Below are 13,284 nucleotides of genomic sequence, written 5' to 3'. Positions count from 1 at the left end.
CCCAGACGGTGCCCACCCACGCGAGCTCGGCCGTCAGCAGGTCGCTGACGGCGGCGAGCGTGACGTGCACCGACGCGTCCGCGCCCGACGGCTCGAGCGGGACCGCGGGCTGGGGGCCGAGGGGGAGCCGGGCACGCTCGGCGTCGAGCTGCGGCACCTGCAGCACCGACCACGGGCTGTAGACCGCGGGCGTGGCGCGGGCGGCGGCCACGAGGTCGGCCCAGGCGACCCACGTGTGCTCGCCGACCTCGGCAGGGTCGGGGGCGAGCGGCCCGTCGACGCGGGCCACGAAGACCGGACAGATCTCGTTCTCCACGACGCCGCTGGCGTCGACCGCGCGGTAGCGGAAGTCGGGCAGCAGCAGGCGCAGGTCGTGCACCCCGACGCCGAGCTCCTCGCGCACGCGGCGCTGCACGGCGTCGGCGATCGGCTCGTCGGGGCGCGGGTGCCCGCAGCAGGAGTTGGTCCAGACGCCGGGCCAGGTCCGCTTCGACAGCGCCCGGCGGGTCAGCAGCACGCGGCCGGCGTCGTCGAACAGGTGCACCGAGAACGCCTGGTGCAGCGGGGTGTCGGCTCCGTGCACGTCGAGCCGTGGTGCCGTGCCTGCGGGCGTGCCGTCGTCGTCCAGCAGAACGACCAGGTCCTGCTCGTTCTCGATCGCGGTCATCGCGCCGCATCCTCCGCTCGGTCGGTGCTTCCATCCTCGGGGACGCGGGCCGAGTCCGCCCGGCGACGTGACCGGCCGGCACCCGCTAGCCTGCGACGGTGGGCGCCATCCATCTGATCCGTCACGGCCAGGCCTCGTTCGGCAGCGACGACTACGACCAGCTCTCCGCCCTCGGCACCCGTCAGGGCGGCTGGCTCGGGCTCGCGTGGGAGGCGGCCGACTTCCGGCCGCACTGGTCGGTGGCGGGTTCGTTGCGCCGCCACGCCCAGACCGCCGTCGCGGTGCTCGACGCGGTCGACGGCGACCTCTACGACGTCGACGCCGGGTGGGACGAGTACGACCACCTCGCGCTGGCTGGCGAGACGGTCACGCCGACGACGGACCCGCGCGAGTTCCAGGCGCACCTCGACGCCGCTCTCGGGGCGTGGGTCAGCGGAGCTCCGTCACCGGTGGAGTCGTTCGCGGAGTTCTCCGCCCGGGTGCTGCGCGCGCTCGACGAGGCCGTCGCGCAGGCGGGGTCGGGCCGACGGGTCGCGGTGTTCACGTCGGGCGGGCCGATCGCGCTGGTCGCGTCGCACCTGCTGGCCGGCGACGCGTCGTTGTTCATCCCGCTCAACCGGGTGGTGGTGAACGCGTCGGTGACGACGCTCATCGTCGGCCGTGGCGGCACACGCCTGCTGACCTACAACGAGCACGGCCACGTGCCTGCCGACCAGGTCACCTTCCGGTAGCGCTCACTCCCACTTCATCGCGAAGCCGAACGCGGCCACGATGAAGCCCATGCCGATGACGATGTTCCAGTCGCCGAGGTCGGAGTAGACCGGGATGGTGATGTCGGTGCCGGAGATGACGTAGAAGACGACGATCCACAGCAGCCCGACGACGGCCGACGCGATCATCAGCGGCGCGGCGAAGCGGCTGCCGGTGGGCGTGCCCGGCTCGGGCTCCGGGCGGGTGCGCGAGGCGATCGACGACGCGGCGAACGCGATGACCGCGGCGATGGCGAAGTTCCAGCCGCCGAGGTCGAAGAGACCGGGGATGGCGCCGATCTTGGGGAACGAGCGGTCGGAGACCGTGAAGAAGGCGCCGACCGCCCAGGCGACGGCCACCACCAGGAGCAGCAGGGCGAGCGGGTGCGCCCAGCCGCCTCGGCGTGTGCGGACCGTGCTCGGGGTGCTGTTCTTGGCCACGGGGATCTCTTTCGGTGCCGTCTGCGGGTTCTGGGCTAGCGTAGTCGGCGTCGCGGACGGTGTCGGAGTGGGGAGAGGTGCTCGCATGTCGGGGACGCGTGCACGCTCGCGGACGACGTCGTCGCGCGCCTGGTCCGTCGCGGTGCTGGGCGTCTGCCTGGTGGCCGGCCTGACCGCCGCGGCCGCGCACCGCACGTCCGACGGCCAGGACCTTCGGCCGGCGGGCGGCGACGTCGCGTCGCTGGTGGGCGAGCGGGAGCGTCGGGTCGAGCGACGCCAGGCCGACGTCGTCGACCTGCAGCGCGAGATCGACGCCGCGACCGCCGCCGCCGACGACGCCAGCGGGGTCGAGTCGATCGTGCGACGGCTGCGCACCCTGCGCGACCTCGCCGGGCTCAGCACCGTCCGCGGGCCCGGCATGCGGGTCACGCTGACCGACGCCCCGCGCGACGCCGACTCCGCCGGGATCGACCCCAACTACCTCGTCGTGCACCAGCAGGACCTGCAGGCGTTCGTCAACGCCCTCTGGGCCGGGGGCGCCGAGGCGGTCAGCCTGCAGGGTCAGCGGCTCGTGTCGACGACGGCGATCGTGTGCGTCGGCTCCAACGTCATCATCGACGGGCGGCCGTTCTCGCCGCCGTACGTCATCGAGGCGGTCGGCGACGTGCCTGGCATGACCTACTCGCTCGGCTCGTCCCCCGAGGTGGCCAACTTCGAGCGCTACGTGACGAAGTTCCGGCTCGGCCTGAAGGTCGCGACCAGCGACGACCTGGTGGTCGCGCCCTACGGCGGCGCGACCGTCCTGCGGTACGCGTCGGCGCTCTCCTGACCGACGTCGCCGCCGGCCAGGAGAGCCCGGCTACTGCCCGGGGGTGATGTCGAGGTCGGCGCCGCCGTCGCCGTTGCCGTCCGCGGGGGCGTCACCGTTGCCGTCGGCCTGGTCGCCGCCCTGGTCGTCGCCCTCGTTGCTCGACACGGTGATCTCGATGGTGGTGCCCGGCGGCACCGACGTGCCCGCCGGCGTGCCCTGGTTGGTGACCTGGCCCTTCGGCGCGGTGGCGGCCGGGTCCTCGGTGACCGAGACCTCGAGGTCGGCCTCCTGCAGCGTCTTCTCCGCCTCCTCCTGCGTCATGCCGACGAGGTTGGGCACCTGCACCTCGCCCTGCGACACGATGACGGTCACGGTCGTGCCGGCGTCGACGCTGACCCCGGCCGCAGGGTTGGTGTTGATGACGGAGTTGCGGCTCTGGTCGGACGCGCGTTCCTCGCGCTTGACCTTGAGCCCCTGCCCCTCGAGCGCGGCCTTCGCCTCGTCGAAGGTGTAGCCGACGACGTTGGGCACCTGGACCTGCGCCGGCCCGGTGGAGACGACGAGCGTCACCTCGGTCCCCTTGTCGACCTCGGTGCCGCCCTCGGGGTCCTGGGAGACGACGTTGCCCTCCTCGACGTCGCCGTCGGCGCGCTCCTGCGTCTGCACGGTGAACCCGTCGCGCTCGAGCGTGCGCTGCGCGGCGACGGCGTCCTGGCCGGTGACGTCGGGTACCTCGACCTGGGCGGGCGCCGGCGGGGGCTGGTTGGCCTGGTTGTAGGCGTAGAGGCCGATGCCGGCGAGCAGCAGGAGGAGCAGGATCGCGAGCGCCCAGTACAGGGGCTTGCGGTTCTTGCGCTCCTCCTCGTCCTCGACGGCGGGCTGCGTGCCGGTGGCCGCGGCGGCAGCGACGGCCGGGGCGACGGCGGTGGCGGCCGGCGCGACCGACGTCGCGGCCGTCGGGGCCTCGACCTGCTGGCCGGCGATGGCCCGCTCGAGGTCCTTGCGCATGTCGGCGGCCGACTGGTAGCGGTCGTCGGTGCGCTTCGCGAGCGACTTCGCGACGATGTGGTCGACCGCCTGCGTCACCTCCGGGTTGAGCTGCGACGGCGGGCGGGCGTCCTCGCGGACGTGCTGGTACGCGACCGACACCGGGCTGTCGCCGACGAACGGCGGACGGCCGGTGAGCAGCTCGTAGAGCAGGCAGCCGGTGGAGTAGATGTCGGAGCGAGCGTCGACGGTCTCGCCGCGCGCCTGCTCGGGCGACAGGTACTGGGCGGTGCCGATCACCGCGGCCGTCTGCGTCATCGCGCTGGAGGAGTCGGCGATCGCACGAGCGATGCCGAAGTCCATGACCTTCACCTGGCCCGACGGCGTCAGCATGACGTTGGCGGGCTTGATGTCGCGGTGGATGATCCCGGAGCGGTGCGAGTAGTCGAGCGCGCTGAGCACGTCGGCCGTGATCGACAGGGCGCGCTCGGGCAGGATCTTGCGGTCGTCGCGCATGATCTCGCGCAGCGTCTGGCCCTCCACGTACTCCATGACGATGTACGGGATGTGGTTGCCGTGCTTGTCGGTCGACTCGCCGGTGTCGTAGACGGCGACGATGGCGGGGTGGTTCAGGGCGGCGGCCGACTGCGCCTCGCGGCGGAAGCGGGCCTGGAAGGTGTCGTCGGAGGACAGGTCGGCGCGCAGCTGCTTGATGGCCACGGTGCGGCCGAGGCGCAGGTCGCGCGCGACGCGGACGTCGGCCATGCCTCCGCGACCGAGCAGCCCGCCGAGCTCGTAGCGCTCGCCGAGCAGGATGGGCTCGTCGCCGGATCCGGTCATGGGGTCACTCTCCCTAGGGGGGTCGAAGTCACTCACCGAGCACCGCCTCGATGACGGAGCGTGCGATGGGGCCGGCGAGGCGTCCACCGGCGATCTCGTTGCGGGCCGTGCTCGAGGACTCGACGACGACGGCGACGGCGACCTTGGGGTCGTTCGCCGGCGCGAGGGCCACGAACCAGGCGTAGGGGGGTCGGTCGGGGGTCGACTGCGCGGTGCCGGTCTTGGCGCCCACCTGGACGCCCGGGATCTGCGCCGACGTGGCGGTGCCCGACTGGACGGTCGCCACCATCATCGAGCGCAGGATCGCTGCGTTGTCGGCGCTCATGGCGCGGTCGAGCTCCTCGGGCTCGAGGGACTCGAGGACGCGCAGGCTGGGCGAGCGGACCGACTTGACCACCTGCGGCTTCATGACGACGCCGTCGTTGGCGATGCCGGCGCCCACCATGGCCATCTGCAGCGGGGTGGCCGCGACCTCGAACTGGCCGATGCCGCTCTGCGCGAGCTGCGGGGCCTCCAGGTCGGTGCCCTCGGCCGTGAACTGGCTGGCGCTGCTGGCCAGGCCTTCGAGCGGGTTGGTGCCGAAGCCGAACTTGCGGGCCTGCTCCTCGAGCTTGTCCTGGCCGATCTTGCCGGCCAGGTCGCCGAAGGAGACGTTGCAGGAGACCTGCAGCGCCTGCTCGAAGGTGATCGGGTCGCCGCCGCAGTTGCCGCCGTTCTCGTTGGGCAGCGTGTACTGGATGCCGGGGAAGGAGAGACTGGCGCCACCCTTCACGCGGCTGTCGGCCTTGAGGTTGAGGTCCTCGAGTGCCGCGGCCGCCGTGACCAGCTTGAACGTCGAGCCGGGCGGGAGGATCTGCTGCGTCGCACGGTTGGTCAGCGGGTCGTCCTCGTTGGCCTGCAGACGCTTCATCGCCTCGGTGACCTTGGAGAAGTCGTGGCTGGCGAGCACGTTCGGGTCGTAGGAGGGCTGGCTGACCATCGCGAGCACGGCGCCGGTCTTGGGGTCGAGCGCGGCGACGGCGCCCTTGGTGCCCTCGCCGAGCGCCTCCAGGCCGCTCGCGGCGACCTTCTGCGCGCGCGGGTTGATGGTCAGCTCGACGCTGCCGCCCTGGGGCTTCTTGTTGGCCAGCAGGTCGACGACGCGGCTGACGAAGAGCCGGTTGTCGCTGCCGGACAGCACCTGGTTCTGCGAGCGCTCGAGGTTGGCGCTGCCGTAGATGTAGGAGAAGTAGCCGGTGAGCGGCGCGTACAGCGTCGACTGCGGGTACACCCGCTGGAACTTGTACTGGTCCTTGCTCGGCTTGCTCTCGGCGACGGGCTCGTCGCCCACGAGGATCGCGCCGCGGTCGCGGCTGAAGTCGGCGTCGATGACGCGCTTGTTGCCCTGGCGTGCGTTGAGGTCGCCGGCCTCGACGAACTGCACGTAGTTGACGTTGATCAGCAGCGCCGCGAACAGCACGAGGCAGGCCACGGCGAGGTTGCGGATGGGCTTGTTCACGACAGCTTCACCACCTGGGTCTCCTCGTCGTGGTCGAACTGCGACACCTCGGGCGCGGGGCGTCGGGTCTGGTCGCTGATGCGCAGGAGCAGCGCGATGATGGCCCAGTTCATGACGACGGACGAGCCGCCCTGTGCCATGAACGGGGTGGTCAGGCCGGTCAGCGGGATGAGGCGGGTGACGCCGCCGATGACGACGAAGATCTGCAGGGCCATCGAGACGGCGAGGCCGGCGGCGAGCAGCTTGCCGAACGCGTCACGGCAGGTGAGCGCGATGCGCATGCCGCGCTCGACGACGAGGCCGTAGATGACGAGGATCGCCATGAGTCCGGTGAGTCCGAGCTCCTCGCCCATCGCGGAGGCGATGAAGTCCGAGAACGCGAACGGGGTGAGCTGCGGACTGCCCTGCCCCCAGCCGGTGCCGAGCACGCCGCCGTAGGCCATGCCGAACAGGCCGTTGATGATCTGCCCGTTGCGGTCGGGGTCGGAGAAGGGGTCGAGCCAGGCGTCGAAGCGCACGCGCACGTGCCCGAACGCGAGGTAGCCGAAGTAGGCGCCGGCCACGAACAGGCTGCCGCCGACGACGAGCCAGCCGGGCCGCTCGGTGGCGATGTAGAGCATGACGACGAACAGGCCGAAGAACAGCAGCGACGAGCCGAGGTCGCGCTGGAAGACGAGGATGGCGATGCTGATCAGCCACGCCGCGCCGATGGGGCCGAGGTCGCGACCGCGCGGCAGGTCGATGCCGGCGAAGCGTCGGCCGGCGAGCGCGAGGGCGTCGCGCTTCACGACGAGGTAGCCGGCGAAGAAGATGGCCAGGCAGATCTTGGCGGCCTCGCCGGGCTGGAAGCTGAACGGGCCGATGTTGATCCAGATGCGCGCGCCGCGGATGTTCTGGCCGATGACGGGCAGCAGCGGCAGCACCAGCAGCGCGAGCGCGACGAAGCCGAACGTGTAGGTGTAGGCCTGCAGGCGGCGGTGGTCGCGGATGACGAGCAGCACGACGGCGAAGAGCGCGATGCCGATGCCCGACCACATCAGCTGGTTGGTGGCGAGCGGGCCGAACGCGTCGTTGCCCATCGCCTGGTAGCCGAGGTCGATGCGGTAGATCATCGCCAGTCCCAGCCCGTTGAGGCAGATGACCAGCGGCAGCAGGACGGGGTCGGCGTAGGGCGCGACCTTGCGGACGAGCAGGTGCGTGGCGACGGCGGCCGCGACCAGGAAGATCACGAGCCGCAGCGCGTCGGCCGGCACGCGACCCTCGGCGCCGAGGCCGACGGCGCAGTAGGCGCCGACGCCGATGAGCACGGCGAGCAGGGTCAGGGTGAGCTCGGCCCCGCGTCGCTTGCGCGGGACCAGGGTGGGTGTGCTCATGCGGACCGCTCCCGGTCGGCGGTGCGCGACGCGGAGGGGGACGGCGAGGGGGAGGGGCTCGGCGAGGGCGACGGCTCGGGCTCCTCGGCGAGGCCGCGCAGGTTCTCGACGATCTGCTCGGCGTCGGCGCGGCTGTCGGCCTCGATGCCGCCGCGCACCTGCTGGGCGCGGAAGGTGGGCAGGGTGTCGAGCTCGACGTCGGTGACCTCGTCGACGTGCTTGAGGGTGACGAGCGGCAGGTCGGCCTGGACGCCGCGGTAGATGACGACCTTGCCGTCGGCGGAGGCCACGTAGTACTGGTCCTGCGACCAGCGGTAGGCGTAGAACGCGCCGGCGGCGACGATGCCGACGACGACGGCGAGGGCGACGAGGCGGCGGACCCAGCGCCACTTGCTCGGCGGGCGGGGCGCGTAGCGCAGCTCCTCGGGGTCGACCTCCTTCTCGCGCCTGCGCTCCTTGCGCTCCTCGCGCGAGCGGGCCTTCCCGGAGCCACCGGCGGCGTTGCCGGTGCGGGGGCGGGGTCCCTCGGCGGCGGCGCCGACGAGCTGCGGGCGTCCGTCGGCCGACGAGAGCTCCTCCTCCGACACGGCACCGGAGGGCACGAGCTCGCCGATGACGACGGTGACGTTGTCGTAGCCGCCGTTCTCGAGCGCGGTGCGGACGAGGTCGGACGCGGCCTGGTCGATGGTCTCGGCGCTGAGCAGCTGCTGGATGGTGGCGTCGTCGACCATGTCGGAGAGACCGTCGCTGCACAGCAGGAAGCGGTCGCCGACCTGGCCCTCGAACCACTCGAGGTCGGCGTCGTTGTCGTCGCGGCCGAGCATGACGCGCAGCAGGAGGGAGCGGTGCGGGTGCACGCGCGCCTCCTCGGGCGTCAGCTTCCCCTCCTCCACGAGGCTCTGCACGAACGTGTGGTCGGTGCTGATCTGGGTCAGCTCGCCGTCGCGCAGGAGGTACGCACGCGAGTCGCCGATGTGGGCGGTGGCGAAGCGCTCGCCGTCCCACAGCATCGCCTCGAGCGTGGTGCCCATGCCCTCGACCGACGGGTCCTCGGCGACGAGCTCGCCGAGGCGCTGGTTGGCGTGGGCGACGGCCTTCTGGAGCGCCTCGAGCGGGTCGATCTCGGGCAGCTCGCGGTCGAGCTGGCGGATGACGTTCATGGTCTCGGCCGAGGCGAGGTCGCCGGCGGCCGCTCCGCCCATGCCGTCGGCGACGGCGATGAGGCGGCTGCTCGCGTAGCCGGAGTCCTGGTTGCTGGAGCGGCGCAGACCGACGTCGGTGAGCGCGACGTAGCGCAGGGTGAGGGACATCGTCCTACTTCCGCAGCTCGACGATGGTCTTGCCCAGCCGGACCTGGATGCCCAGGCCGATCGGGGTGGGGGACGTGATCCGCTGGCTGCCGAGGTAGGTGCCGTTGGTGGAGCCGAGGTCCTCGACGAACCACTGCTCGCCGTTGGTGGCGAAGCGGGCGTGGCGGGTGGAGACGTAGTCGTCGTCGAGGCGGATGGCCGCGTCGGTGCCGCGGCCGAGGAGGACGGGTCCGTCGCCGAGCGGCACGCTCTGGCCGGAGTTGGGGCCGGAGACGACCTGGAGCTTGGTGGGCGCGCCGCGCGGGGTGCGCTGCTTGCGGCTCTTGGCGGGCTTCGCGGCGGCTGCGGCGCGGGGCTGCTTGGCGGGCTTCTGGTTCGGTGCCTTCGCGCCGAAGATGTCGGAGCGGATGACCGACACGGCGGACAGCACGAACAGCCACAGGACGGCGAGGAAGCCGATCTTGATGAGGGTGAGGGTCAGGTCCGTCATCGGTCCTCGCTCGTCGTGATGCGGATGGTGAGGACCGTGTTGCCGAGGCGGATCTCCGAGCCGTTGCCGACCGAGGCGGTCTGCACGCGGTGCCCGTTGAGGACGACGCCGTTGGTCGACTGCAGGTCGGTGATGGTGACGGTGGTGTTGCCGCCGGACTCGTGGACCTTGATGTCGGCGTGCCGGCGGGAGATGCCGGGGTCGTCGATGCGCAGGTCGGCCTCGCTGCCGCGTCCGACGACGACGCCGGGCGGGGTGAGGGGGTGCTTGAGGCCGTTGACCTCGAGCACGACCTGCGAGCTGCGGACGGCGGTCTCGGTCATGCGGGCGCCCTCGACGGGCCGGACGGCCGCGTTGGTGCGGCTGCGCACGCGGAAGCGTCCGGTGCCGAGGTCGGGCGACTCGACGAGCTCGATGCGCAGGGGCCCGGCGAGGGTGTAGCGCTGCTCGGTGACGTGCTCCTGCACGAGCGTGGCGAGCTCGGTGGTGAGGGTGTCGCCGAAGGGGGCGAGCCGGCCGTGGTCGGTGGGCGAGAGCTCGACGGTGAAGTCGTTGGGGACGAGCATCCGCTGGCGCGAGAGCACGTGGGCCGAGTTGTCGACCTCGCGCTGGATCGCGGCGGCGATCTCCACCGGCTGCACGGCGCTGCGGAAGGCTCGGGCGAACGCGCCGGTGACTGCGCCCTCGAGCCGCTGCTCGAAGCGGCTGAGCACACCTGCCATCGGTTCTCGCCTCCTGCCGGGTCACGTGCGTGGGGTCGTCGGTGGTCCCGACGATGGTATCGGCAGGCACGACGCACGCGAATTGACGTGGGAACGCGTTCCATTCTTCCTGCCCCACCCCAGCCCCGCCGCCCTCTCCATCGGTGGCTCAGCAACCCGCGCGCCGGCATCGGTGCCTCAGCACCCCCAACAGCCCTGCTGCGGTTGCCCAGCCGCCGACGGGCGGGTGCGGGCGCGCGGAAGCCGTGGTGTTAGACTCAACGACTGTTCCTCAGGGAACGACGCGCGAGTGGCGGAACGGCAGACGCGCTGGCTTCAGGTGCCAGTGTCCGCAAGGGCGTGGGGGTTCAAATCCCCCCTCGCGCACCAAGCAAGCAGCATGATGGAGATGGCAAGAGCCGTGGGCGGTAGCGCCCGCGGCTCTTTTCTTGCGCGAGGACCTCCCCATCGCGCCGGTCCTTGGAATGCGCCCGCTACCCAGTTTCCGTCCGCTCACACCGAAACATGAAAAAATTCTGAGAAAAAGACTCGTGTCCAGGACTTCCGCTGGTAGACAGTGCCTGCGCAACTCACTCGGGGTGGCGTTGTGAGCTGCTCTGGAGGTCGCCGTGCGCCGTCTTGTCGTTGGTCTGGTGTCGTCGTGTCTGGTGTTGACCGGCCTGCAGGCGCAGGCGCAAGGCGAGGACACGGCTCCTCTCGATCCTGAGGCGAAGGCTTTCGCGGAAGCCGCGGCGACGGGCAAGAACGTCGAGATCGTGGAGGACCGAACGGAGACCGAGACCGTGTGGGCGACGCCCCGGGGGACGTTCTCCACGAAGATCTCGAACGCGCCCGTGCGGGTCAAGGGCGACGACGGATGGGAATCCATCGACTTCGATCTCGTCGAGCGTGACGGCGTGGTTCGACCTCAAGCCGCGCCTGGCGACGTCGAGCTCTCGGCGGGCGGGCGCGACCCGCTGCTCCAGGTGACCGTCGGAGACGTCACGACGTCGATCTCCTGGCCCGGCACGCTGCCGTCGCCCGTGCTGGACGGCCCGACCGCCACCTACGTGGACGTGATCGATGACGTCGACCTTCGCATGACGGTCACCGACGGCGGTGTCTCCCAGGTCCTCGTGGTGAGGACGGCAGCGGCGGCAGCGGACCCGCGCCTCGCCCAGCTCAAGCTCGCGACGGACGTGGACAACGGACGCGTCGAGGTGGCGGACGGCGGCGGGCTCAGCGTCCTCGACGACGTGGGGCGCACGGTCGGCGATGCGCCCGCTCCGATCATGTGGGACTCGAGCGGGACGGTAGTCGGCGACGGCGGCCATCCTGTCGTCGACAGCAGCGCGGAGGCTGTCGATCGGCGGACCCAGGGGCCGGTGGAGAACGACGACGTCGCCCCGGTGGGGCTGGCAGTCACGGGCGGCGACATCGTGCTGGAGCCGCACCGCGACGCTCTGACGGGTGCAGACGTGCAGTATCCGGTCTACATCGATCCGAAGGTCGGCGGGCGCGCGTTCGCGTGGGCCATGGTGTTCAAGCAGCACCCGAGCTCCTCGTTCTACAAGTGGACAGACGAGGAGGGTCAGGGCACCGGCTACCAGAACTACATCGGGGTCTCGAACAAGCGACTCTTCTTCCAGTACGGCATCAGCTCGCTCTCGGGGCACCAGATCCGATCGGCGACCTTCAAGGCGACGATGGTGTGGTCGCCCTCGTGCACGACGCGCCCGATCAAGGTCTACCGGTCCGGGGGAGTGTCGTCGGACACGACCTGGAACGACCAGCCGTCGCTGGGGGCGTTCCAGGACAGGAAGTCGTACTCAGCCGGCCACTCCGGGTGCAACCCCGGCGGTCGGGATGTCGTGTGGAACATCAAGAACGGCATGGCCGCCGCGGCTGGCGACGGACGCCCCACCATCGGCCTCGCCCTCATCGCCGAGGACGAATCAGACCCGGTGAACTGGAGGCGTTTCAAGCACAACGCGTCCATCACCGTCGAGTACAACCGACGCCCGAGCGTCCCGACGTCCCGCACCATCAACGGCATCGCCTGCCCGACGACGGGCGCCGTCCGGCTCGGCAGGATGACGTCCTACCCGGTCATGCGGGCCAAGCTGGCCGACCCCGACGGCAACAATGTCCGCGCTCTCTGGGACTGGAACGCGGGTTCCGACATCACCTCCGCCCACAGTGACATCACGGGCAGCTACGTGGCGAGCGGCTCCACCGCCGCTCGCAGCCTCAGCGCGCTGAGCCGGGACGAGAACGACACCGTCAAGTCCGGTACCTGGACCTTCAGGGTATCTGCCGAGGACTCCGGAGGCTTGCGGAGCGCGGCCTCCGACGAGTGCACCTTCACCATCGACTCCACCCTGGCCGCACCTCCTCGGGTCCTCGGCTTGCCCGGCGTCGACGACCCGTCCACGAGCTGGGAACCGGACAAGTCCTACCAGCTGACCTTCGCGCCGGGATCGACGAAGGACGACGTGGTCGGCTACCGGTACAGCTTCACGTCCGACCAACCTCCCACGACGGCGATGCTCGCTGCGTCCGGCTCGGGCAAGACCCACACTCTCGACCTGCCTGCGCAGAGCGTCGGTACGCACAAGCTGAGGGTCTGGGCCTACGAGGCCTCAGGGAATCGGAGCGAAGTGCCCTTCGTCCACGAGTTCGAGGTCCTTGACCCTGAACGGTTCGTCCGCTCGACGTATACGTTCGATGACGAGGACGGGTCGCTGGCGGTCGACAGCACCGGTGAGTTCCCGCTCGACATCGGCGACGCCACCCGCTCGACGCGTTCGCTCTACGTGGACGACGACCCCGACAACCGTGCTCGTGACGCCATGATCAGCCTCTCCGAGAGCTCGCAGCCTCCGGCGATGGTCGGCTCCTTCGTCGACCCGAAGAGGTCCTTCGACCTGGCCTTGTTCGTCGATCCCGCGAAGACGGCGACGAGCAGCAACCAGATGACGGCTCTCTCGCTCGGAGGGGAGAACTCTCCCGGCCTCGAGATCGGCGCGGAGGTGAACGGCACAGGCTTCGACTACGTCCTGCGCGTCTGGGACAGCCAGACGGCAGCGTGGGTCGTCGCGCGCGTGCCGGGCGACGACGGCCAACCGGGGACGCGACCCGTCGTCGGCTCGTACGACGTCGTGACGAAGAAGGCGACGCTCCGAGTGCTCGGAGCCAACGCCGCGACCGCGGTCACGCCAGGGACGGCCACGCTCCCTGAGTCCTTCGTCCGCCAGCGGTTGACGGTGGGAGCTTCCTACGACGCGACCCGTCGGTGGACCGGCTTCCTCGACCAGGTCGTCGTCGCCCGCGGTCCTCTCACCGATGACGAGATATCCAACTTCCTGAAGATCTGGGACCGCACCGAGTGCGTCGCCGTGAGCGGAGGCTGCTGAC

At 70.9% G+C, this 13,284-nt stretch carries 10 protein-coding genes, 1 tRNA gene and 1 pseudogene; 4 read left to right on the top strand and 8 right to left on the bottom strand.

The genetic code is table 11. The features are described 5' to 3' along the window. Positions 1–136: 136 nt before the first annotated feature. Positions 137–667 (bottom strand): annotated as a pseudogene (gene idi, locus NH339_RS18710) (isopentenyl-diphosphate Delta-isomerase); the annotation flags it as partial. Positions 668–765: 98 nt separating this feature from the next. Between idi and NH339_RS00775 the strand changes: the two are divergent. Beyond that, positions 766–1,398 carry a histidine phosphatase family protein gene (locus tag NH339_RS00775; RefSeq protein ID WP_253021480.1) on the top strand — a complete coding sequence of 211 codons (633 nt, stop codon included), beginning with the start codon at positions 766–768 and terminating at the stop codon, positions 1,396–1,398. A 3-nt stretch (positions 1,399–1,401) separates the two neighbouring features. On the opposite strand, the gene NH339_RS00770 is transcribed toward NH339_RS00775, so the two are convergent. Continuing rightward, positions 1,402–1,857 (bottom strand): cell division protein CrgA, encoded by a 456-nt coding sequence (locus tag NH339_RS00770; protein WP_253021478.1) that lies wholly within the window; start codon positions 1,855–1,857, stop codon positions 1,402–1,404. 85 nt (positions 1,858–1,942) lie between these two features. On the opposite strand from NH339_RS00770, the gene NH339_RS00765 reads away from it, so the two are divergent. Further along, on the top strand, positions 1,943–2,686 hold the full coding sequence (locus NH339_RS00765) for a DUF881 domain-containing protein (protein ID WP_253021476.1): 744 nt from the start codon (positions 1,943–1,945) through the stop codon (positions 2,684–2,686). Between the two features lie 30 nt (positions 2,687–2,716). Here the strand turns inward: NH339_RS00765 and pknB are convergent, their stop codons facing one another. Genes pknB through NH339_RS00735 form a run of 6 tightly spaced genes read right to left on the bottom strand, consistent with a single transcriptional unit; the run spans position 2,717 to position 9,888 of the window. After that, the gene (gene pknB / locus NH339_RS00760) at positions 2,717–4,495 is read right to left on the bottom strand and encodes a Stk1 family PASTA domain-containing Ser/Thr kinase (protein WP_253021473.1); all 1,779 of its coding nucleotides are present in this window, start codon (positions 4,493–4,495) and stop codon (positions 2,717–2,719) included. Between the two features lie 28 nt (positions 4,496–4,523). Continuing rightward, positions 4,524–5,993: a penicillin-binding protein 2 gene (locus NH339_RS00755; protein ID WP_253021471.1), complete on the bottom strand. Its 1,470-nt coding sequence runs from the start codon at positions 5,991–5,993 to the stop codon at positions 4,524–4,526. After that, positions 5,990–7,366, bottom strand: coding sequence for an FtsW/RodA/SpoVE family cell cycle protein (locus tag NH339_RS00750; protein ID WP_067860876.1), 1,377 nt, complete (start codon positions 7,364–7,366; stop codon positions 5,990–5,992). Before NH339_RS00750 ends, NH339_RS00755 begins: the two co-directional genes overlap by 4 nt. Then, positions 7,363–8,676: a PP2C family serine/threonine-protein phosphatase gene (locus tag NH339_RS00745; protein ID WP_253021469.1), complete on the bottom strand. Its 1,314-nt coding sequence runs from the start codon at positions 8,674–8,676 to the stop codon at positions 7,363–7,365. Before NH339_RS00745 ends, NH339_RS00750 begins: the two co-directional genes overlap by 4 nt. A gap of 4 nt (positions 8,677–8,680) precedes the next feature. Continuing rightward, entirely contained in the window at positions 8,681–9,166 is a 486-nt protein-coding gene (locus NH339_RS00740; RefSeq protein WP_067860872.1) for an FHA domain-containing protein, read from the bottom strand. Further along, positions 9,163–9,888: a DUF3662 and FHA domain-containing protein gene (locus NH339_RS00735; protein ID WP_253021467.1), complete on the bottom strand. Its 726-nt coding sequence runs from the start codon at positions 9,886–9,888 to the stop codon at positions 9,163–9,165. Before NH339_RS00735 ends, NH339_RS00740 begins: the two co-directional genes overlap by 4 nt. Positions 9,889–10,171: 283 nt before the next feature. On the opposite strand from NH339_RS00735, the gene NH339_RS00730 reads away from it, so the two are divergent. Both NH339_RS00730 and NH339_RS00725 read left to right on the top strand, forming a co-directional pair. Then, positions 10,172–10,257, top strand: a tRNA-Leu gene (locus tag NH339_RS00730). A gap of 386 nt (positions 10,258–10,643) precedes the next feature. Further along, on the top strand, positions 10,644–13,283 hold the full coding sequence (locus NH339_RS00725; protein WP_253021465.1) for a hypothetical protein: 2,640 nt from the start codon (positions 10,644–10,646) through the stop codon (positions 13,281–13,283). Position 13,284: the final 1 nt, after the last annotated feature.

Source organism: Aeromicrobium sp. CnD17-E, from assembly GCF_024124745.1.
Classification (GTDB): Bacteria; Actinomycetota; Actinomycetes; order Propionibacteriales; family Nocardioidaceae; genus Aeromicrobium.
The sequence above is the reverse complement of the archived record's forward strand: the minus strand, read 5'-3'. Positions and strand labels throughout refer to the sequence as shown.

Coding starts and splice junctions, on each gene's coding strand:
- NH339_RS00745 (WP_253021469.1), bottom strand. CDS start 8,676: ATGTCCCTCACCCTGCGCTACGTCGCGCTCACCGACGTCGGTCTGCGC.
- NH339_RS00765 (WP_253021476.1), top strand. CDS start 1,943: ATGTCGGGGACGCGTGCACGCTCGCGGACGACGTCGTCGCGCGCCTGG.
- NH339_RS00740 (WP_067860872.1), bottom strand. CDS start 9,166: ATGACGGACCTGACCCTCACCCTCATCAAGATCGGCTTCCTCGCCGTC.
- NH339_RS00750 (WP_067860876.1), bottom strand. CDS start 7,366: ATGAGCACACCCACCCTGGTCCCGCGCAAGCGACGCGGGGCCGAGCTC.
- NH339_RS00735 (WP_253021467.1), bottom strand. CDS start 9,888: ATGGCAGGTGTGCTCAGCCGCTTCGAGCAGCGGCTCGAGGGCGCAGTC.
- pknB (WP_253021473.1), bottom strand. CDS start 4,495: ATGACCGGATCCGGCGACGAGCCCATCCTGCTCGGCGAGCGCTACGAG.